Source organism: Vibrio sp. HENC-03, assembly GCF_000305755.2.
GTDB lineage: Bacteria > Pseudomonadota > Gammaproteobacteria > Enterobacterales > Vibrionaceae > Vibrio > Vibrio owensii.
Genome location: NZ_JH976047.1, coordinates 105,395 through 127,394 on the forward strand (window position 1 = coordinate 105,395; position 22,000 = coordinate 127,394).

At 45.1% G+C, this 22,000-nt stretch carries 20 protein-coding genes; 16 read left to right on the plus strand and 4 right to left on the minus strand.

Going from position 1 to position 22,000, the window contains the following annotated elements:
* Positions 1-22 precede the first annotated feature (22 nt).
* From rbsA to VCHENC03_RS24675, 8 genes are all read left to right on the plus strand, one after another.
* Positions 23-1,528: a ribose ABC transporter ATP-binding protein RbsA gene (gene rbsA / locus VCHENC03_RS24715; RefSeq protein ID WP_009704136.1), complete on the plus strand. Its 1,506-nt coding sequence runs from the start codon at positions 23-25 to the stop codon at positions 1,526-1,528.
* Positions 1,525-2,508: a ribose ABC transporter permease gene (gene rbsC / locus VCHENC03_RS24710; protein WP_005435746.1), complete on the plus strand. Its 984-nt coding sequence runs from the start codon at positions 1,525-1,527 to the stop codon at positions 2,506-2,508. Before rbsA ends, rbsC begins: the two co-directional genes overlap by 4 nt.
* Positions 2,509-2,600: 92 nt before the next feature.
* On the plus strand, positions 2,601-3,479 hold the full coding sequence (gene rbsB, locus VCHENC03_RS24705; RefSeq protein WP_009704137.1) for a ribose ABC transporter substrate-binding protein RbsB: 879 nt from the start codon (positions 2,601-2,603) through the stop codon (positions 3,477-3,479).
* A gap of 204 nt (positions 3,480-3,683) precedes the next feature.
* On the plus strand, positions 3,684-4,601 hold the full coding sequence (gene rbsK, locus VCHENC03_RS24700; protein WP_009704138.1) for a ribokinase: 918 nt from the start codon (positions 3,684-3,686) through the stop codon (positions 4,599-4,601).
* 283 nt (positions 4,602-4,884) lie between these two features.
* Positions 4,885-5,898: a substrate-binding domain-containing protein gene (locus VCHENC03_RS24695; RefSeq protein ID WP_009704139.1), complete on the plus strand. Its 1,014-nt coding sequence runs from the start codon at positions 4,885-4,887 to the stop codon at positions 5,896-5,898.
* Between the two features lie 501 nt (positions 5,899-6,399).
* Positions 6,400-7,137 carry a nicotinamide riboside transporter PnuC gene (gene pnuC, locus VCHENC03_RS24685; RefSeq protein ID WP_009704141.1) on the plus strand — a complete coding sequence of 246 codons (738 nt, stop codon included), beginning with the start codon at positions 6,400-6,402 and terminating at the stop codon, positions 7,135-7,137.
* 4 nt (positions 7,138-7,141) lie between these two features.
* Complete coding sequence (locus VCHENC03_RS24680) at positions 7,142-7,873, plus strand: nucleoside phosphorylase (protein ID WP_009704142.1); 732 nt, start codon at positions 7,142-7,144, stop codon at positions 7,871-7,873.
* A gap of 122 nt (positions 7,874-7,995) precedes the next feature.
* Positions 7,996-8,676 (plus strand): Crp/Fnr family transcriptional regulator, encoded by a 681-nt coding sequence (locus tag VCHENC03_RS24675; RefSeq protein ID WP_009704143.1) that lies wholly within the window; start codon positions 7,996-7,998, stop codon positions 8,674-8,676.
* Between the two features lie 76 nt (positions 8,677-8,752).
* Here VCHENC03_RS24675 and VCHENC03_RS26450 read toward each other — a convergent pair whose 3' ends face one another.
* The gene (locus tag VCHENC03_RS26450; protein ID WP_078609721.1) at positions 8,753-8,917 is read right to left on the minus strand and encodes a DUF3012 domain-containing protein; all 165 of its coding nucleotides are present in this window, start codon (positions 8,915-8,917) and stop codon (positions 8,753-8,755) included.
* A gap of 511 nt (positions 8,918-9,428) precedes the next feature.
* On the opposite strand from VCHENC03_RS26450, the gene VCHENC03_RS24670 reads away from it, so the two are divergent.
* The 4 genes from VCHENC03_RS24670 to vctC are packed head-to-tail and all read left to right on the plus strand — an operon-like array spanning position 9,429 to position 12,995.
* Positions 9,429-10,337 (plus strand): siderophore ABC transporter substrate-binding protein, encoded by a 909-nt coding sequence (locus VCHENC03_RS24670; RefSeq protein ID WP_009704145.1) that lies wholly within the window; start codon positions 9,429-9,431, stop codon positions 10,335-10,337.
* 21 nt (positions 10,338-10,358) lie between these two features.
* A complete protein-coding gene (vctD, locus tag VCHENC03_RS24665; RefSeq protein WP_009704146.1) occupies positions 10,359-11,294 on the plus strand; it encodes an iron chelate uptake ABC transporter permease subunit VctD in 936 nt (311 codons plus the stop codon).
* Complete coding sequence (gene vctG, locus VCHENC03_RS24660; RefSeq protein ID WP_009704147.1) at positions 11,287-12,237, plus strand: iron chelate uptake ABC transporter permease subunit VctG; 951 nt, start codon at positions 11,287-11,289, stop codon at positions 12,235-12,237. The genes vctD and vctG overlap by 8 nt, the downstream gene beginning before the upstream one ends.
* A 2-nt stretch (positions 12,238-12,239) precedes the next feature.
* Entirely contained in the window at positions 12,240-12,995 is a 756-nt protein-coding gene (gene vctC, locus VCHENC03_RS24655; protein WP_009704148.1) for an iron chelate ABC transporter ATP-binding protein VctC, read from the plus strand.
* A 44-nt stretch (positions 12,996-13,039) separates the two neighbouring features.
* Here vctC and cueR read toward each other — a convergent pair whose 3' ends face one another.
* Together cueR and VCHENC03_RS24645 are read right to left on the minus strand one after the other, a co-directional pair.
* On the minus strand, positions 13,040-13,426 hold the full coding sequence (gene cueR, locus VCHENC03_RS24650; protein WP_005437780.1) for a Cu(I)-responsive transcriptional regulator: 387 nt from the start codon (positions 13,424-13,426) through the stop codon (positions 13,040-13,042).
* A 109-nt stretch (positions 13,427-13,535) separates the two neighbouring features.
* Positions 13,536-14,507, minus strand: coding sequence for a helix-turn-helix domain-containing protein (locus VCHENC03_RS24645; protein ID WP_009704149.1), 972 nt, complete (start codon positions 14,505-14,507; stop codon positions 13,536-13,538).
* 116 nt (positions 14,508-14,623) lie between these two features.
* On the opposite strand from VCHENC03_RS24645, the gene VCHENC03_RS24640 reads away from it, so the two are divergent.
* Positions 14,624-16,630, plus strand: a complete 2,007-nt coding sequence (locus tag VCHENC03_RS24640) for a TonB-dependent siderophore receptor (protein WP_009704150.1) — start codon at positions 14,624-14,626, stop codon at positions 16,628-16,630.
* Positions 16,631-16,709: 79 nt separating this feature from the next.
* Positions 16,710-16,991: a DUF2218 domain-containing protein gene (locus VCHENC03_RS24635; protein WP_009704151.1), complete on the plus strand. Its 282-nt coding sequence runs from the start codon at positions 16,710-16,712 to the stop codon at positions 16,989-16,991.
* Between the two features lie 80 nt (positions 16,992-17,071).
* Here VCHENC03_RS24635 and VCHENC03_RS24630 read toward each other — a convergent pair whose 3' ends face one another.
* Positions 17,072-17,320 (minus strand): YgjV family protein, encoded by a 249-nt coding sequence (locus VCHENC03_RS24630; protein ID WP_005431786.1) that lies wholly within the window; start codon positions 17,318-17,320, stop codon positions 17,072-17,074.
* A gap of 322 nt (positions 17,321-17,642) precedes the next feature.
* Here VCHENC03_RS24630 and VCHENC03_RS24625 point away from each other — a divergent pair, with 322 nt between their 5' ends.
* Together VCHENC03_RS24625 and VCHENC03_RS24620 are read left to right on the plus strand one after the other, a co-directional pair.
* Positions 17,643-17,906, plus strand: a complete 264-nt coding sequence (locus VCHENC03_RS24625) for a hypothetical protein (RefSeq protein ID WP_009704152.1) — start codon at positions 17,643-17,645, stop codon at positions 17,904-17,906.
* Between the two features lie 281 nt (positions 17,907-18,187).
* On the plus strand, positions 18,188-22,000 hold a 3,813-nt coding region (locus VCHENC03_RS24620), incomplete at its 3' end, for a retention module-containing protein (protein ID WP_009704153.1).

Here is a 22,000-nt window from a genome sequence, read left to right on the forward strand (position 1 = left end):
CACAACTAATTGAGGACAAATTATGACTCAAGCCATTCTACAACTGAGCGACATCGAGAAAGCATTCCCGGGTGTTAAGGCGTTGGATAAAGCTAGCCTTAACGTATACCCAGGTCGTGTGATGGCGTTGATGGGAGAGAACGGGGCAGGTAAGTCGACCTTGATGAAAGTGTTAACGGGCATCTATCACATGGATGCAGGAAGAATCAAATACCAAGGTCAGCCAGCGGCGTTTAAAGGTCCACGAGACTCACAAGAAGCCGGCATCAGTATCATTCACCAAGAATTGAACTTGATCCCTGAACTGACCATTGCCGAGAACATCTATCTAGGTCGTGAATTTACCAGTTCTATGGGACGTATTCAGTGGGGCAAAATGTATGAAGAAGCAGACAAGTTGCTTCAACGCCTTAACGTAAAGCACTCATCGAAAACGCTGCTTGGTGATTTGAGCCTTGGTGAGCAACAAATGGTGGAGATTGCGAAAGCGCTGTCTTTCGAATCCAAAGTCATCATCATGGATGAACCAACGGATGCGTTAACCGACAAAGAGACGGAATCGCTGTTTAAAGTAATTAACGAACTTCGCGACCAAGGCTGTGGCATCGTTTATATCTCACACCGCCTGAAAGAAATCTTCGAAATCTGCGATGACATTACTGTGTTACGTGACGGTAAGTTCATCGGCGAATGCCAAGTTAAAGACACCAACGAAGATGGACTCATCGAAATGATGGTTGGTCGTAAGTTGGAAGAGCAATACCCGCGTATCGATGTGACGCATGGTGATGTTTGTCTTGAAGTGATTGGTTTGACGGGTTCGGGGGTTCATGACATTAGCTTCACACTTCAACGCGGTGAGATCCTTGGTGTATCGGGCTTGATGGGCGCGGGGCGTACTGAACTGATGAAGGTGATTTATGGCGCGCTACCAAGTGAGCGTGGCGTTATCAACTTAGACAACAAGACCATTAATCCTGTGAGCCCACAAGATGGTTTGGTGAATGGCATTGCTTACATATCTGAAGACCGTAAAGGTGATGGCTTGGTGCTGGGGTTATCCGTGAAGGAGAACATGTCTCTGTGTGCACTGGATAAACTCACCAAAGGCTTCCAAATCCAACATGGCGAAGAAGTCGTGGCGGTGGAAGATTTCATCAAGCTTTTCAACATCAAAACGCCAACCCGAGACCAAATCATTGGCAACCTTTCTGGTGGTAACCAGCAGAAAGTGGCAATCGCAAAAGGGTTGATGACCAAACCTAAAGTTCTGATTCTGGATGAGCCAACTCGCGGCGTCGACGTAGGCGCTAAGAAAGAAATCTACCAGCTAATCAACAAATTTAAAGCCGATGGCATGAGCATCATCTTGGTTTCTTCTGAGATGCCTGAAGTGCTAGGCATGAGTGACCGCATCATGGTGATGCACGAAGGTCGTATTACTGGCGAATTCGATGCTAAAGACGCCGACCAAGAAACACTACTCGCTTGTGCCGTAGGCAGAAAGATCAATGAGGAAGCAGCATGAGTACTAAGACCATGAGCAAACCAACCGAAGCGAACAGTAAAAAGCTGTTCACCAAAGAATGGCTGATTGAGCAAAAGTCACTGATTGCACTGATTTTCTTGATTGTTGTTGTGTCATTCTTGAACCCGAACTTTTTTACGGTAGACAACATTCTTAATATTCTTCGTCAAACCTCAGTTAACGCAATCATTGCAGTAGGTATGACGTTGGTTATCTTGACTGCAGGCATCGACCTAAGTGTTGGTTCTGTACTCGCGTTATGTGGTGCGTTTGCCGCGAGCATGATTGCGTTAGAAGTGCCGGTGCTTATTGCGGTTCCGACAGCGCTGTTTGCTGGTGCGGCACTGGGTGCGATCAGCGGTATCATCATTGCCAAGGGTAAGGTTCAAGCCTTTATCGCAACACTGGTTACCATGACGTTATTACGCGGCGTAACCATGGTTTACACAGACGGTCGTCCTATCTCAACGGGCTTTACCGATACAGCAGACGCATTTGCATGGTTCGGTACCGGTTACGCCCTTGGTATCCCAGTTCCTGTTTGGTTGATGGTGATTGTCTTTGCTGCGGCTTGGTACCTACTGAACCACACTCGCTTTGGTCGCTACGTGTACGCACTTGGTGGCAACGAATCAGCAACGCGCCTTTCTGGTATCAACGTTGACCGTGTGAAAATCGGTGTATACGCCATCTGCGGTATGTTGGCAGCGCTTGCAGGCATCATCGTGACGTCTCGCCTTTCTTCCGCGCAGCCAACAGCAGGTATGGGTTATGAGCTAGATGCAATCGCAGCGGTTGTTCTTGGTGGCACCAGCTTGATGGGCGGTAAAGGTCGCATCATGGGAACCTTGATTGGTGCTCTGATCATCGGCTTCCTAAACAACGCGCTGAACCTACTCGATGTTTCTTCCTACTACCAAATGATTGCGAAAGCAGTGGTTATTTTGCTAGCAGTACTGGTAGACAACAAAAACAAGTAATTGATATTTAAAATAAAGATCTCCACTAAATCCTGAATACAAATCGAGCCAGAGGACGTGTGCTGGCTCACCCTACACAAAGGACTAGAACGATGAAAAAACTCGCAACTCTTATCTCTGCTGCACTTCTTTCTTCAACCGTATCGGTAGCGGCGCACGCTCAAGATACAATGGCGATTGTAGTTTCTACACTGAATAACCCTTTCTTCGTAACGATGAAAGACGGTGCAGAAGCGAAAGCGAAAGAACTGGGATACGACTTGATTGTACTGGACTCGCAAAATGACCCGAGTAAAGAACTATCAAACATCGAAGACCTAACGATTCGTGGCGTAAAAGCGATTCTGATTAACCCAACAGATTCAGACGCTGTGTCCAACGCGATTCGTATGGCGAACCGTTCTAAGATCCCTGTGTTGACACTAGACCGTGGTGCAAGCCGTGGTGACGTAGTGAGCCACATCGCTTCTGACAACGTAGTTGGTGGTGAAATGGCAGGTCACTACATCATGGAAAAAGTAGGTGAGAAAGCGAAAGTTATCCAACTAGAAGGTATTGCGGGTACGTCTGCGGCGCGTGAGCGTGGTGAAGGCTTCATGACAGCAGTGAAGGGCAGCAACATGGAGCTACTAGCAAGCCAACCTGCTGATTTCGACCGTACTAAAGGTCTGAACGTAATGGAAAACTTGCTTGCAGCGAATCCAGATGTTCAAGCGGTCTTTGCTCAGAACGATGAGATGGCACTGGGTGCGCTTCGCGCAGTACAAGCTTCAGGTAAAGACGTAATGATCGTTGGCTTCGACGGTACTGATGATGGTATCGCTGCTGTAAACCGTGGCAAGCTAGCTGCGACGATCGCACAGCAACCAGATCTTATTGGTGCGTTGGGTGTAGAAACTGCAGCGAAAGTATTGAAAGGCGAGAAGGTTGAGGAGTACATTCCTGTTCCGCTTAAAGTCGTGACTAAGTAAGTTTAACGTTCGACTCAGTGATTCTTCTTTGTTGAAGATAACGGAATGACCCAATGAATGTGTTGGGTCATTCCAAACAACGAAAGTGGTAAGTTACAAAATTAAATCTAGTTGAATCGTAATACGCTTACGTTTTTTCAAAGAGCGTAAACCTATTACTCCTGTTCAAATATAAAGGGTTCAATCAGAACCGAGGATAACCGTATGAATAAGTTAGTGGTGTTAGGTAGTGTAAACGCTGACCATGTTCTTCAAGTGCCTTCTTTCCCTCGCCCTGGCGAGACGCTGCATGGTCGTAACTATCAAGTTATCCCAGGTGGCAAAGGTGCCAACCAAGCTGTGGCGGCAGCTCGATTAAACGCAGACATCGGTTTTATTGCGTGTGTGGGTGATGATTCGTTCGGCATCAATATTCGTGAGAACTTCAAAATGGATGGCATCGACATCACTGGTGTGAAGATGCAGCCTAACTGCCCAACGGGCATTGCCATGATTCAAGTGGCGGACAGCGGCGAGAACAGCATTTGTATCTCCGCAGAAGCCAACGCAAAGCTGACTGCAGAGGCGATTGAGCCCGATCTAGAGCGCATTCGTCAGGCTGATTACTTGTTGATGCAACTAGAAACGCCAATGTGTGGTATCGAGAAAGCTGCGCGAATCGCGAAAGGTGCCAAAACCAACGTGATTCTTAACCCTGCACCAGCTCGCGAGCTGTCAGATGAATTACTGTCTTGCATTGATGTGATTACACCCAATGAAACGGAAGCGGAAGTGCTAACAGGTGTGACGGTAACAGACGATGACAGTGCACAAGAAGCGGCGAACATCCTGCATTCGAAAGGCATTGAAATCGTCATGATCACGCTGGGTGCGAAAGGGGTGTGGTTGAGTCAAAACGGTCGTGGTGAAATCATTCCTGGCTTCCGCGTAGAAGCAACAGATACCACAGCGGCGGGCGATACGTTTAATGGGGCATTAGTCACTGGTTTATTGGAAGACTTACCTTTAGAATCAGCGATTAAGTTTGCCCACGCAGCAGCAGCGATCTCAGTAACTCGCTTTGGCGCGCAAACCTCCATTCCAACCCGCAAAGAGGTTGAGGAGTTTCTGGCTCAAAAGTAGGGCCTGTTGACCTTTCGAGCTGATTTTTGCAGCGATTTGTGGGCAGTTTATACAAGGCAGAGGCTTTGAAATGTAGTTGGCCTACCTGATAAGCCGATAACGAAGTAGAAATAAGCCACAAATGCTGCCCGAAGGGTTCGGCTAAAAGCGTTTTACTCTTTGTTGAGAGGTATGTGCTTAGGATGACTAGGCTACAAACCTCTCGTCGCGATTAAAACGCTTTTATCTCGAACAAAACTTAACCACGAAAGAACAACAGACCCTAAAATCAAGGAGTAATAACATGGCAACGATGAAAGACATCGCAAAACTGGCAGGGGTTTCCACTTCAACTGTGAGCCATGTTATTAACAAAACTCGCTTTGTCAGCGAAGAGATCTCGGAACGAGTCAACAATGCTGCCAAAGAGCTCAATTACTACGCGCCGTCTGCTTTGGCGCGTAGCCTCAAAGTCAATCGCACCAAAACTATTGGTATGCTAGTGACCACCTCAACCAACCCATTTTTCGGTGAAGTCGTAAAAGGTGTTGAGCGAAGTTGCTACCATAAAGGCTATAGCCTGATCCTGTGTAACACAGAAGGTGATAACGAGCGAATGCGTGAATCTATCAATACGCTGTTGCAAAAGCGCGTTGATGGCCTGATTTTGATGTGTTCATCGTTAGAAGGGGAGCGCATTGATGTATTTGAGCGTTATCCTGACATTCCGGTTGTAGTGATGGACTGGGGACCTATGTTGTTCACCAGCGATAAGATTCAAGACAACTCACTTCGTGGTGGTTATCTTGCAGCTAAATATCTTATCGACTGTGGCCACCAAGAGATTGGTTGTATTACAGGTCCACTAATCAAGCATCAAGCGCAAATGCGTTATGAAGGCTACAAGCGAGCGATGATTGAAGCTGAGCTTGAGTTCAATGCAAACTGGATTGTTGAATCTGATTTTGAATGTGAAGGTGGTTATCAAGCCTTCAAGAAAATGGCGGAACGTGGTCCGCTCCCAAGCTCGATTTTTGTCTCCAACGACATGATGGCAATGGGCGCAATTAACGCAGCTAACGAGCTAGGCATTAAAATTCCAGAGCAGTTATCCATTATTGGCTATGATGACATTCATATCGCCAAGTTCATGTCTCCATCTTTAACAACGATCCACCAACCGAAATACCGTCTAGGGCAAGCCGCAGTCGAAACTTTATTGCGAAAACTGGATGATAAATCTGATGAAGCTCAGGTTGTACAGCTTGAACCTACATTGGTTGAGCGTAACAGTGTGAAGGTTGTGTCTAGTCAATAGCCCTCGCTTTCCGTTGTGACATTTTGCTAGAAATTAGTAATAAATTATTTCTCTTTGTATGAGAAAGGCTTAGTATTAACTTTCATTATAAATAGAAGTGTTAATTATATATTCGGTGGATTAGCAATATGTTGTCAAAGGGATACGCGAAGTTCTCGGTGAAACACCCTTGGTTTCATCGTTTGAATGTTACAGCGGTTGCGTTCATTTTTTTATTAAGTTGCTATCAACTATTAGTCAACGAAGCTTTTGAATTCTCAATCGGCTTTGTTATTACTCTTTTAGCAACATTACTCTTTGCTTCGGCATCGGCGTTTAAAAAACGTTATTCGGGTTTAGAGTCTTAAACCATTACTGCGTAGTGGGAACACTACAATATAAAACAATTATTGATCTGATTTATGATCGGATACATCAAAGGGAGGACAAATGTCCTCCTTTTTGTTTGCTGCGAGGCAATAAGATGAGCGCATCCCAAGCACAATAATAAAGGACATCTTCATGGACCTATTTGCCCTGTTAGACATCAACAACACCCTTGTTAATATTCCTATTGGTGGTGGCTATGCAATGAGCTGGATCGAAGCGTTTGGTACGGTTTTCGGTCTGCTTTGTATTTGGTTTGCGAGCCAAGAAAAAACCATTAACTACTTATTTGGTCTGCTGAACGTAACACTTTTTGCCGTTATCTTTTTCCAGATTCAGCTTTACGGATTGCTTCTGCTTCAACTGTTCTTCTTCTGCGCCAACATCTATGGCTGGTATGCATGGACAAGACCAAATGCACAAGGTGAGACACTTGAGGTACGTTGGTTAAGCAAACAGAAGCTGATCGCGACAGGTTCAGTAAGCATTGTTGCGATTGCGATGTTAACGATTTACATCGACCCATTCTTCTTTGCGTTGGCTAACATTGCCGTTGATACGTTAAATGTGTTTGGTGCAGGTTTATCTGAGCCTGTGTTGGAGCCAGATGCTTTCCCATTCTGGGATGCAACCATGACCGTGCTTTCTATCGTGGCGCAAATCTTGATGACACGTAAGTACGTTGAGAACTGGATTCTTTGGGTTGTAATCAACATCATCAGCGTTGGTATTTACGCGACACAAGGTGTGTACGCAATGTCGGTTCAATACGCGATTCTCATGTTCATCGCAGCAAACGGCACAAGAGAGTGGGCACGTAGCGCAAAACGCAACGGTGAGAAGACCCTAACTCAAGCGACAGCTCATGGTTAAGCCAATGATGAAACAACCTCATATTGGCGTAGACAGCACCCAGATAGCACCTCGAGTGATCGTCTGTGGTGAGCCAGATCGAGCAAACCGTATTGCCGCGTTGTTTGATAACGCAGAATTGGTCTCTGAAAACCGTGAGTATCGAGTGTTTACGGGAACATACCAAGGTCAGAGCGTATCAGTGTGCAGTACAGGTATCGGAGCACCTTCGATGATCATTGCCGTTGAAGAACTAAAACAGTGTGGTGTGACAGATGTGATTCGAGTGGGTTCTGCTGGCGCGATGCAATCCAACATCCAACTTGGTGAGTTGATTGTGGCTGAAGGCGCAGTAAGAGACGAAGGTGGCTCGAAAGCGTACGTTCGCTCTTCGTATCCGGCTTACGCAAGCTTTTCATTACTGAAAGCGCTGGACAGCTATTTAGCCGAAAAAGAGGCGCGCTATCATTTAGGTGTGGTTCGTTCCCATGACAGCTTCTATACCGACGACGAAGAAGCGATCTGCGAATACTGGAACAAGAAAGGTATTATCGGTGCGGATATGGAAACCTCAGCTCTGTTTACTGTCGGGCGCCTGCGTGGACTGAATGTTGCCTCCATTCTGAACAATGTGGTTTTGTATCAGCAGGATGTGAAAGAAGGTGTAGGGCAGTACGTAGACGAAGCGCAAGTGATGATGGAAGGGGAGCGTTTAGCGTCTTACGCTGCTCTTGAAGCCTTAATTGCACAGAGTTAACCAGCTCACAGCTTAGTTAATTTTATAAGCGGCACCTTGGTGTCGCTTTTTTATTGGCTGTCATCAAACGATTCTAGCGAGTACAATCTACTTGAGATTGTTGTCATTAAAGAGAAACTCACGTGAAAATAAGCCCTTATCCGACTGGACGTTTCAAAAGCTTTCTAGAACAGAAAAGTGCTGAGTTTCGTGACTTAATCTATCAATGCCAAATCGGCAGTCGATACTTTGACTCTGGTGAAGAGATCCTTCGCCAAGGTGAGCAACTTCAATATCTGTATGTTGTGCCAGTCGGGCGAGTTTCGATGAGCATCATTGCTGCTAATGGACGTCGTTTCCAATTGGGTGAAGCCAATTGCGATTATCATATCTATGGTGAAATGGAGTACTTCACACAAACGCCTTGCCAATGGAATGTTGTCGCAGATGAACACATGCAAGTGGATATCATCTGTATTCAAAAACTGACTGAGAGGTTGCATCAACAACCTGACATGATGTTCTTCTTTGCCTCTGCTTTGGCGGAGGATTATCAGGATTCAATGGACATCTACACCAATCGCTTGTTACACCCAATTACTTACAACATTGCTTATGATTTGTTGGTGCAAAAACAGACTAATACCTTGTTGGGTGGATTTGGCAAAGTAAACCAAGAAGCCGAAAGATTTGGCACTTCCGGGCGTGTTTATCGCCGAGCGGTGAAAGATTTAATGGACAAGGGGTTGATCAGAAAGGGCGAACAGGGGCTAGAGATTGTTGATGAACTTGCACTAAAAGCGTTTCTTGATGCCTATGAGTAGCCCGCACGATTCCATTTTAAAAATAAAAGCTGCGGGCTATCTGGTTTATCTGTTATTCAATCAGAACAATGTGTGTTTATTCTGATTTAAAAACACAATTTTTTGCAAAATCAGACGCTTCGTTAGCGGTCCATTCGCCTTTTGGTTTTTCTTTCATGTCGTTACACCACGCTTCACTGCCCACCTCTGTACAAGCCATCAGTTGCGCTGCGACAAAAACCATTAATGCTAACTTCTTCATTTTCTAATCCCTTTTGATAAGACTTGTTTTGAAGTATAAGCACTCGATCACGAGATAAACATGAAAATTATTATTTTGCGCTTACCGTCTCAAATCCGATATAGGTACAGTGTAATTTGTTGATTTATTAAGCCAATTTAGAAGTGTAACGAATGTATACCCAAGTGACTTCAAGATGCAGGATTCAGAGCGTTGTCATTGATTCGAGAGTAAGGAAAACAACGCAGTGTAATAGCTAGCTCTTTCCAAGTTGTTTGACGCAGCAATCGGGTCAATGACACGCTCCCAAAGGGCGAGCTGCCTTGGCTTGTATACTTTGTTGTCGATTCTTGATTTAGACCCACTAAACCTTTAAATCGCCGCCGCGTCTACAAACCAAGTCATTCTCGCTGAACCTAGCATCTCGAGGTTACTTGGGTATAAAGTTATTAAATAATCGGTTGAATGCCTATGTGAGTAACGATATATTGCGAATGCGCATGATAACGGATCTCATTTAAGGTTTAAAATAATGGAAAAACTCGTCAGTGCGGCTCTTGTTTCGCTGCTCACAATCTCACCTGCTTTTGCTGCAACCGTCAAAATCGATCACTACATGGGAACGACAGAAGTCGAACAATCACCAAAGCGTGTGGTTGTGATTGGCTTTGGCCCTCTTGATATGCTCGATAGCTTTAATATCGACCCTGTTGCAGTCTCGAATGCCTCGCATCTTCCTAAATACTTATCGAAATACAATAAAGACAATTACACCTCTGCTGGTAGTTTGTTTGAACCGGATTTCGAAACCATCTATATGCAAAAACCAGATTTGATTTTGGTTGGTCCTCGTGGTTCATCGAAATACGATGAGTTAAGTGAAATTGCACCAACAGTCGTTTTTGCATCAGGAGAGAAAGAAGATTACTGGCAGGGCACGAAAGCACAATGGCGCAATCTTGGTAAGATCTTCAACATAGAGGACAAGGTTGAGCAAAAGATCGAAAACTTGGATGCACAGTTCAAGGCGATTCGCGAATACAACCAAACCAATAATAATGATGCACTCACGATTTTGAGTATCGGAGACAACATCAGTGCATTCGGTGCGAAGTCTCGTTTTGGCGCGATTTACACAGATTTTGGCTTTACTGAAACAGTGAAGAACCTCAAAACAGGCACGCACGGTGATGTCATCTCTTACGAGTTTATTCGCGAAGCTAACCCGAAAAATATTCTAGTCATTGATAGAAACTCACTTCACGCAAAGTCTGACAATGACCTCGCTAAAGCGTTGGATAACGATTTGGTTAAAGCAACTTCGGCATACAAGAACAAGAAGATTACCTTCCTAGATGTTGATGCTTGGTACTTAGCAATGTCTGGCGTAACCGCAACGGAAAAGATGGTGAGTGAAATTAAACACACGATCGATCTGTAAAAAAGCTAGCTGAGGTTAACTTTGAAAAAGTTATTGCTTGTTCTTATTGTTCTAAGCGTCGCATCGTTGTTTGTTGGGGTGGCAAATATGACACCCCAACAGTTGTTTTCGGGCGATGCAAAAGCAATAGAACTCTTCTTTACTAGCCGAATTCCGCGTTTATTTGCCATTCTTCTTGCTGGAGCAGGGCTGAGCATCGCTGGATTAGTGATGCAGCAAATTAGCCAAAACCGATTCGCCGCGCCTTCAACAACGGGCACGATTGAGTGTGCCATGCTCGGTTACGTAATGAGTGTGGTGTTTTTTGGTAATGGCGAACAGCTTTGGCTTGTCTTTGCAGTCTCTATTCTGGGTACCTTGATGTTCGTCCAGTTCATTCAACGCATCCAATTCAAAAGTGTCGTGTTTGTGCCGCTCGTCGGCATCATCTTTGGTAACGTTGTTGACGCCGTTACTACCTTCATTGCCTACAAATACGATGCGCTGCAAAGCCTGTCTGCATGGAGTGTGGCGAATTTTGCCAACATTTTACGTGGTGACTTTGAGCTGCTTTACATTGCTGTTCCCGTCGCCCTTTTAAGTTACCTATTTGCTGCGCGTATCTCTGCTGTTGGCATTGGTAAAGACTTTGCAGTAAACCTTGGGCTGAACTATCAGCAAGTGGTGACGTTAGGTGTACTTTTGGTATCGATAATGTCTGCCAGTGTGGTGATGATCGTAGGTCAACTGCCATTTCTAGGGCTCATCGTTCCAAACTTAGTCAGTTACTTCTACGGTGACAATCTCAAACGCAATATCCCGCTTACTGCCATGTACGGGGCAATACTCGTTTTGGCGTGTGACTTGGTTAGCCGATTGATCATCTTCCCTCATGAAATGCCGATTTCAATCGTAATCAGCATCTTAGGCGGGGTGGTGTTTATCGCGATGTTGTTGCGAGGTAAGCAAAGTGCGTGATTCCAAGAAACTGTTCTTATTGGCAGCCTTCGCGCTGCTTTTTGCGTTTTTGTTTATTGGCATTGGCTTAACGGCAGATAACTACCAGTACTTTTTGTCACGACGTGTGCCTAAAGTGCTAGCTATGGTGTTGGCGGGTATTGCGATTGCTCAATCTTCGTTGGTGTTCCAAACCATTACTCACAACCGGATTCTTACTCCAAGCATCATGGGGTTTGATGCGTTGTATGTGTTGACGCAAGTGCTGATTGTTTTGTTATTTGGGGGGTTAAGCGCGCTCGTTCTGAATGTTTACATCAATTTCTCGATTGCTGTGCTGGTCATGGTGGGATTTTCGCTGTTGCTGTTTGGTTTTTATTTTTCAAAAGGCGGGCGCAATCTCATCACTTTGTTGTTGGTGGGGCTGATCTTTGGGCAGTTGTTTAGCAATATTGCGGTGTTCTTCTCCCTTCTTATGGATCCAAACACCTTTGCGTTTGTGCAATCTAAACTGTACGCGAGTTTCAACAATGTGAAGGTGAACTTGGTGTATCTCAGTTCGCCAATATTGCTCATCGCTTGCTGGTTGTTGTATCGCATGCATCGCACTTTAGATGTTTTTTGGCTCGACCAAGACAACGCTAAGAGTCTAGGGGTTGAAGTCCCTAAAGTGACGCGCAATGTCTTTATTCTCTCTGCGGTTCTCATTGCCATTTCGACGGCTTTAGTCGGTCCAATCATGTTCTTTGGTTTATTGGTGACGAACTTGAGCCGTGAAATGTTCCACTCTTACCAGCATCGTACTTTGTTAGTCGGTTGTTCATTGATGGCAATTTGTGCTTTGTTGTCGGGGCAGTGGATTATAGAAAACCTGTTTTCATTTGAAACGACGCTGAGCGTGGTGATTAACTTTATTGGCGGTATCTACTTCTTGTATCTACTGCTGAAAAACAAAGTCGTATAAACATGATAGTTATAGATAAATTAACCAAAGCATTTGGTTCCAACAAAGTGGTTGATGGCGCGGATACCCAATTTGATAAAGGGAAGGTGACATCGATTATTGGTCCAAACGGAGCAGGAAAGAGTACCTTGCTGTCGATGGCGTCACGATTAACCGAGCGAGACGGCGGTAGTGTCATGATCGACTGCAAAGAGATTGCGGAATGGGACACCAAAGAGCTCGCAAAAAAGCTGGCGGTGTTGCGCCAAGCAAACACGATTACGATGCGTTTTACCGTAAAAGAATTGGTCTCGTTTGGGCGATTCCCTTATTCAAAAGGCAACTTGTCCAAAGATGACCATGCGATCATCGACCAAGCAATTGACTACCTAGATCTAAAAGAAATTCAAGATAACTTCTTAGATGAATTGAGTGGTGGTCAACGGCAGTTGGCGTTTATTGCGATGGTGATTGCCCAAGATACGGATTACGTTTTCCTTGATGAGCCACTGAATAACCTTGATATCAAACATTCATTGCAGATCATGAAAGTCGTTCAGCGTCTTGCGCACGATATGAATAAAGCCATGGTCGTGGTGATTCATGATATTAACTTTGCGGCTTGTTACTCCGACGAGATCCTTGCGTTGAAGAAGGGCAAAGTGGTTGCCACTGGCAAAGTAGAGGAGGTGATTCAGGCATCCACGTTAGAAGATATTTACGAGACACCTTTTAATATCATTGAGCTTAATGGCAAGCGTATGTGCACTTACCATTAAAGCTATATCCATTAAATTAAAACGAAATAGAAATGTTGGCGAGCTTACTTGGTGAGCTCGTCAATGATTGGACATCGGCTCTCGGCATCGCCTGGGCAAGATGAAACCCAACCTTCTAATTGCTTTTTAATCTCCAACAAGTGAGCGATCTTTTGCTCAACCTCATGAAGCTTATCCATCGTACGTGCTTTCACTTCGCTGCTCTTGCGATTTGGATTGTGCGCTAGTTGCACAAATTCTTTGCATTCTTGCAGTGAGAATCCTGCGTTTTTCGCTCGAGAAACAAGGTTGAGCTCTTGGATGTGTTTGTCAGAATATTCGCGATAGCCTGAATCGCTGCGAGCTGGTGACGAGATGATGCCTTTGTCTTCGTACATACGAATCGACTTAGAAGACAACCCTGTTAATTTCGCAACTGCACCAATATTCATGATGACCTCTGTATTTCAGAAAACCTTTCTCGCGAGTATAACGCCAAGTGTTTATCTTCCCAAATGGCTTTGAGAGCAAACCTATTTTGTGGCGTTGGCACGAATACCATCAATGGCTGTTTACGACCTCGTGTGGCGGAACACCAAACACTTTCTTGAAGGCGTTGGTAAAGTTTGATGGGTGGTGATAACCCGCCTCGTATGCCGCTTCTGTGATGGTGACTAATCCACGTTCCAAATGCTGACGAGCAATCTCCAACCGGCGGTGACGGATGTAACCGTTGATGGTCATATTAAAAGATTGTTTAAAGCGACGCTGCAGGTTAGAAACGCTCATCGAGAACTGTTCTGCTAAGCGCTCTAAGGTTAAATCTTCTTCGAGGTGCGTCTCTATGTAACTGACGACATCCTCGATTCGAGCATCGCCAGAACGCTTTTTTTCTTCGCACTCCGCGCAGTAGTCGTCTGGCATTTGCCCTATAGAGTGGGAGAGCACTTGGTAAATCAAACTCTCTACCTCTATACGATCTTTCATGTTTGTCGGAGATTCATGTTGGGTGAGAGCTCGTGTCAAATCAATTAACGTCTCATTAAGCTCCAGCGTGTAAAAGGCTTGGTGAGTTTCAATAAAGCGTTTGTGACCGCAATGTCCCGCCATTCTCGATTCCAACCAAGGTGGCTTAATAAGAATATTAATTTTATTCATGCGGTTGTTTTGAATCAGCGAGCGGCGGAAGTTTGCAGGCTTAGCTAGGTTAACAACCACGCCTTGTGGGCCTTTGCTTGCGTCAAAATCAAATTGGAGGTCATCGTAGCCAAAAGAGAGTTTCCCCTCCAAAAGAATGGTAATCAGTAGTGCAGAATGTGCGGTTGAAACGATATTCGAATCGACTAATTCAATGCAACGTCCGCCATGAACAAAGATTTGGTCATTGTATTGGTAGGAGAGGAATTGACCTTCCGCGAGTTGGGTTTGGTTGCTTTGACCTTGAGTCACAATGATCTGTTTTTCCGTCTGCTCAAGCTTTTTGGTTAGAGCCACTTTGGCAATTTTAGTTCTTTTTTTGGTCTCTTCCGCCATTTGACGTTTCCTCATAACACCTATGCGATTTCGCATAAGTGATTCGTCTTTGTATTTATCAATAGCGACCCTATCATACGTGAGAATTATTATCATTTATATTTAGGAAGACGTTTATGGAAAGCCCAGTTAGCTCACCAATTAAGCTTTCAAGCCTATGCCTAGCAGTCGGGGTGGCGCTTGCTCATCCCGCTTTAGCCCAAGAACAAGATTCTCATTTCGAAGAGGTAGTGGTGTGGGGTACGAAGGTATCCAGTAACACCGAATCAATGTTTGCCGACGACATGTCGCTTAAACAAGCTGACCACATGTCTGATTTGCTTCGTGATATTCCTGGCGTTGACGTGGGTGGTACACACTCCGTCAATCAACGTATTACCATTCGTGGTCTGGGTGAAACCGATCTTGATATCCGTTTAGATGGTGCCTCTCAGCACGCCAATATGTTCCACCATATTGGTAACCTTACACTCAACCCAGACATTCTAAAGTCAGCAGATATCCAAGTGGGTAATAACTCAGTTACCCAAAGCGGTCTTGGCGGTTCAGTGTACTTTGAAACTAAAGATGCTCGTGATCTGCTGCGTTACGATGAAAACTTTGGTGCTCGCGTTTACGGCGGTTATGTGTCTAACGACAACCAACAAGGTTCTCTAACACTATATGGATTGCTGTCTGAAAACGTGGACGCGATGGTCTATGGTCACTACGTAACACGTGATGATTTTAAAGATGGTGATGGCAATAAAACCTTTGGTGCGGAAGGAGATGTTTACAACATCTTAGGTAAGCTCGGTTATGAGTTTGGCGATATTCACCGACTAGAAATCTCATACGATATGTATCGTGACAGTGGTGATTACAACCCACGCCCTGATATGTCTGGTGATGCCAATAACGGTTTGTCGAGTGAGCTTCTAATTCCTACCGATTATGATCGTGACACAGTCACATTAAGTTATGAGCTTCGTGGTGAGCAACACCAAGGGGACGTCACGTTATATAACACTGAAACCGAAATCGTCCGTGATGAATCTGTCATGGCGCCGCGTTGGCCAGCAAACCGTTTATCGAAAAATACCGCGAAAAACCAGAACTTTGGCTTAAGCGCAAAATTCCAATCATTGCTCACTCTGGGTAGCTTTGATCATCGCGCGACTTACGGCCTTGATTACATGGATAAGACTTCTGAAAGTTACTATGGCAGCAGCAAGTTCATGGATGAATCTGCGGTTTCTACAGCTTTGTTCGTCGAAGACCAATTCTTTATCTCGGACGCGCTTTCAATCACAGCCGGCCTACGATTTGACGACTACCAACGCAAAGCAGAAACAGGTAACAACGATTACGATGAAGTGACATGGGCACTAGCGGCAGAATGGGCAGTAACACAAGACTGGACTCTGTTTGCAAGTTCTCGCTCGCTATTTAAAGGTCCAGAACTAATGGAAACCTTTATAGCTTACCAAGATGTGGCTTATCTACAAGATGACTTGAAACCAGAAACGGGACTTAACACCCAAGGTGGTGTTCGTTTCAATAAGACGTTAGATGAACATACATTTGGCGCAAACCTAACCGTGTTCCAAACCGATATTGATGACCACATTGCAGAAGCGTATCAAGGAGCGACTCAAACATACCTTATTTACAATGAGGGTGATGTCGAGATCAAAGGTTTTGAAGCGAGTGCTTTCTATGGTTACGAAAGCTTCGGCAGCAAGTTGTCTTATTCTAAGTCGGATACGAAGAACAAAGATACGGGCGGCTCAATAGCGGGTGGTAATGGCCGTAGTATTGACATGGGTGACAGCATCGCTTTAACGCTGGATTATCAATCTGATTCGCTAGAAACCATTTTCGGCTGGAACTCAATGTTTGTGCTTGAAGAAGACAACGTGTTTGACGGTCAACCTAAGAAAGACAGTTACGATGTTCATAACTTGTACGCACAATGGGTACCTTCTGACGTTGACGGGCTATCGGTCACCTTTGGTATTGATAACGTATTTGATGAGCTCTACACATCCCACGCCTCTAGCTCAGGCACAGCAAGGGGGATTACGTTAGACGATTACGAACCTGGGCGTAACTACAAGTTGTCTGCCGCTTATCAATTCTAACTCTAAGGGCAATAACAACAACCTTAGATGTTTGGCTCTCGTACGAGAGCCTTTTTTATGAAAGGGACGAGGGACTGAAATGATCAAAGAAACCACTGTAATTGAAAGCGAGCATGCGGCGAAATATCTCGTGACTTTGTGTCGCCACTTTGCGCGTAAAGTGCCGGCGACTTGGAATGATGAAAAAGGTTTGGTGACATTTCCTGTTGGAAATACGGAGTTTAAGTTAGAAGGGGAGCGTTTACTGATAACTTGTGAGGCGGACTCTGAAGAGTCATTAGAAAAAGTGAAGGGCGTTGTGTCGGTTCATGTAGAAATGTTCTCCCGCCGCGAAACTCTGAAGTTGAACTGGATACGCTAGCGAAAGCGAATCGACACTCGCGACCAAAAACAAAAAAGCCCGTAAGCATGATACTTACGGGCTTTCCAAAATCGTTTTTCCTAGGCTTCTTCAGGCGCTAGGCTTTTTTTTTCCTGCTGCATTTTAGCAAGGAAGTACACGTTAACACATGCAATAAAACCGTTAGTTAGAACTACTGGCCATGAATCGATCATCAAACCGTACGCTGTGAAAAGTGCACAGCCGATAAAGTTAAGGATACGAAGCTTAACGATATCTTTCATAGTTAGTGAGATAGCAACCATGATAGAAGCCGCGTAGCCTAGAATCTCAACCATGTTCATTTCCATTATTTGACCCTCTTAAATCTGCCGAATTTTGTCGGTACCACTTCTTCTCATCTTGAGATTAACGAGGAAGCTCCATGCCTCGAATGGTCTTGTTCGTTTTGATGGGTGAACTATAGCAATGGAAAAACCGTGATGAAAGCCTCAAATCAAGGTTAAGAGAAGGTTAGCGATTACGCAAACGTTTAGGGAAAAATTCATTGATAATTTTACTTATTATGTTGATTGATAATAGCGATACAAACAATAGACAAAACTGAGTTGAAGGAATAAGGACAATAACATAATATTGAAAATGAGAATTATTATTAATTAAGTGTAATTTATGCCTGTTGCCATTAGCTTTCTGTTTTCATTTGCCTTGATGATGCGTACCAAACCTCATTCGTGGGGAGTGGCTATCCACGTATTAACACATGTCTTGATGCTGATTCTTATTCCTTCTGACTATGTCGTTCAGTATTTGATGGTAATGTTTTTCTCTTCACCTTTCCTTATCCGACTTGCGAAACGATCTTCAAGCTACGACATTCTGTTCGCATTTTTGCCGCTTCTTATCGGTACGGGTGGATTAGTTTTAACTTCATAATTTCACGTCACTTCGTCTTTTTATTTATAAATACTAAGCTTTCATTAATAGTCTATTATTTTCATATGTTTGGTTGGTATTTTAGTGGTTTGTTGGTGTCACATAATTGTGACTAGGTGCAGTTTTTGTATCTGACCATTAACGAAACTGCAAAATATGATTGTTTATTGACGCAATAGTTAGTTAAATCGACCTATGAGAAAATGTGAATCACATTTCGATAAACTAGAATAATTTATAAAGATCTAACGTTAAGACGTTAGCCATTTAGCGGGGGTCAGATGAGTACACAAGCTGTGCCGCAAGAAGTATTAGTAGATGCTGTCAAAGGGGATGTTTACGCTTTAAACCTTGAGGGGAAGGTTAGAGCGATTAACGTCGGAGATGTATTGGTCCCGGGTGATGTAATCATCACGGAAAATGGCGCTTCAGTTGAAGTGATAGCGGAAGGTTCTCTCTATTTAGTCGACGAGAATTGTGTTGCGTGCATTCCGGCACCGACACCTGAAGCTGCACCGGCGGAAGCGGTTGTTCAAGCGCCTGTTGACGGACAAGTCAATGTTGACCCAACGGCAGCGGCAAACGCTGAGTTTGGTGCAGAAGACGTGGCTGCGATTCAACAAGCCATTTTGGAAGGTGCCGACCCTACCGCAATTTTAGAAGCAACCGCTGCAGGTCCTGGTGGAGGCGGTGGTTCCGGTTCTGCGAATGCGGGCTTTGTTACCATTGAGTACAACAACCCTGAAGTACTCGCATCAACTTTCTTCGAGACATCGGCGCCAAGCGGTGATAGCGAAACCGATGATGACATTGATGGCCTCGACATCACCATTTTTGCTGACGGTGGTCAGTCTCTCTCTTCTCAAGTAACAGAAGGCTCAATTTCTCTATCAAGCTACCCGCAAACCATTTCGTCTAGCGTGCTGGTTGAAGCAGGGGATCTCGCACTTGATACTGCTTCATTTGTACCCGAAACGTCTTCTTTAGAGTCTTTGTTAACTGAGCTGAACAGTGATATTACCTCTGGTGGTCAGCCAGTGGCGTTCGTTTATGACGAAGCGCAAAATGCCATTATCGGTACTCAAGAAGGTAACGAAGTGCTTCGTATCGAGATCGAAGCGACGTCTTTAGGCCGTGATTTAGACTTAGAGGTCGTCACCACGATTAGCCAGGGCATTGACCATGTCTCGTCTGTTGCTGATGGCCAAGTATCGATCGTCGGTGATCAAATCAATATCGCTTTTGATATTACTGGCGCAGATATTGGTGGGAATAGCATTCAAGCGCCTATCGATTTTACGACAACCGTTATTGATGGCGATGATCCTGCTCCGCAAAACGTTACTTTTGAAAACGTTGAATCTTCTTCTACACCAATTACTGGCTCCTTTGTTGATATTGGTAGTGATCAATTGGCAACGGTCACGTTTAATCAAGAAGGGCTTAGCCAGTTTGATGGCCTATTGAGTGATAATCAGGCGACAGAAGCGGTACTCTCTGAAGACGGTAGTACTATCACCTTGTCCATTGCTGGTTCTAATGAAACCGTTTTAACCATCAGTCTGAACACCGATGGTACCTACCAATTTGAGCAATTTAAGCCGCTAGAACAAACAAACGGCGAAGATACGATTGAGCTCTCTTTGCCAACCACAATCGTCGACTTTGACCAAGATACGGCAAGCAACACCTTTACGATGACCATCCTTGATGGCGATAATCCAGTGATTGAAAACGTGACGGGATTGTCTTTAGACGAGGCGGGGGTTGACCAAGGTTCACAGGAAGGCGCGGTAGTAACAAGTGGCTCTGGGTCGATCACGACAGCGGTCGGTAGTGACATCATTGACCACTATGAGTTGGAACCTACAGAGTTTAACGTTGGTGGAGAACTACAATCTCAAGGGCAGGTTGTTCAACTGGAACTTGTGTCCGAGAGTAACGGCGTGCGTACTTACGAAGGTTTCATCGAGCTGGATGGCGTGCGTATCACCGTATTTGATGTGGCGATTGATGCGCCTGCATTGGGCGAATACCAATTCAACTTGTATGAACAACTCGACCATACGGGTGCTAACGATGACTCGCTTACTTTCTCACTGCCAGTTTATGCGGTAGATGCAGATGGCGACCGCTCCTCGATTACCGACGGTTCGAACACACCAGAAGCGGCGCAAATTGTCATTCAAGTTCAAGATGACGTTCCTACGATTGATGGCGTTGATGCGCTAGCCGTCGATGAAGATGATTTATCAAGCATAGGCTCCGATCAAAGCGACTCTGTGCTCGCGCAAGGCAACTTCACGACGACTCAGGGCTCAGACCGTGTCGTAAGCTATCAATTAGAGGGCGGCACTGATCCACTCAATGGGTTGGAATCACAGGGTCGATCTATCTCTCTGACGGAAACAACCAATTCAGATGGCAGCTTTACCTATTCTGCAACAGCAGAAGGGGATGCTATCTTCACCTTACAAGTGAACCCTGACGGTTCTTATTCATTTACCCTTGAAGGTCCAATCGATCATGCTGTTGGTAGCGATAGCTTAACTCTAGACTTTACTATTGTCGCAACGGACTTTGATGGTGACACCAGTTCACTTGTTCTACCGGTTACCATTACTGATGATGTGCCAACCATTAACGACGTTGTTGCTCTTACCGTCGATGAGGATGACTTAAGTTCGGTAGGCTCTGACCAATCACAGCCAACGCTGGTTGAAGGTCAGTTCACGACAACTCAGGGTTCTGATGGCGTCGTACAGTATCAGCTGGATGTAAACGCTGATCCTTTAAATGGCCTGCAATCTCAAGGTCAGACCGTCTCCATTGCCGAAACGCAAAATGCAGACGGCAGTTACACCTACAGCGCAACGGCAAATGGCAGCGCAGTCTTCACATTGATTTTGAATACCGACGGCTCGTACAGTTTTGAGCTGCAAGGTCCAATCGACCATGCGGCAAATAGCGACAGCTTAACCCTTGATTTTAGCGTTATTGCTACCGATTTCGATGGTGACACAAGCCAAATCGTACTGCCTGTTACCATCGTGGATGATAAGCCGACCATTACCGATGTCGATGCAATTACCGTTGATGAAGATGATTTAGGTACGATTGGCTCAGATCAGACTGACCCGATTTCAATCGATGGCAACTTCACTACCACACAAGGCTCGGATCGAGTGGTGAGCTATCAGCTCGATGCTTCTTCAACACCAGTTGATGGCCTTACATCACAAGGCGTGCCCGTCACGCTGACTGAAACCGCAAATGGTGATGGCAGCTTTACTTATGAGGCGACGGCGGGGAGTGAAGCGGTCTTTACGCTGACAGTGAATACTGATGGCTCTTATAACTTCACGCTAGAAGGGCCAATTGATCATGCTGTTGATAGCGACGAGTTGACACTGAACTTCCCAATCATCGCGACAGACTTTGATGGTGATACCACAAATGCCACTATCCCAGTGACAATCGTGGACGATAAGCCAGTGATTAATGACGTCGACGCAATCACGGTTGATGAAGATGATCTAGCGTCAATTGGCTCAGACCAAAGTAATCCAATTTCTATTGATGGTAACTTCACCACCACGCAAGGTTCAGACCGAGTGGTGAGCTACCAACTCGATGGCACATCAACACCAGTTGACGGTTTAACCTCGCAAGGTGTGGCTGTCACGCTAACAGAAACTGCAAATGGGGATGGCAGTTTTACCTACGAAGCAACAGCGGGCTCTGAAGCGGTCTTTACGCTGACAGTGAATACTGATGGCTCTTATAACTTCACGCTAGAAGGGCCAATTGATCACGCGGTTGATAGTGATGAGCTGACACTCAACTTCCCAATTATCGCAACCGACTTTGATGGCGACACTGTTACTGAAACCATTCCAGTCACAATTGTTGATGATGTTCCGACCATCACAGCGGTGGATGCGTTGAGTGTCGATGAAGATGACCTTAGCGGTGTGGGGTCCGACCCAGGCGGCGCTCTGTTCGTTGAAGGTGCGTTTACCACCACTCAAGGCTCTGACCGAGTGGTGAGCTATCAACTGGATTCAACCGCAGATCCTGTTGCGGGGCTGACA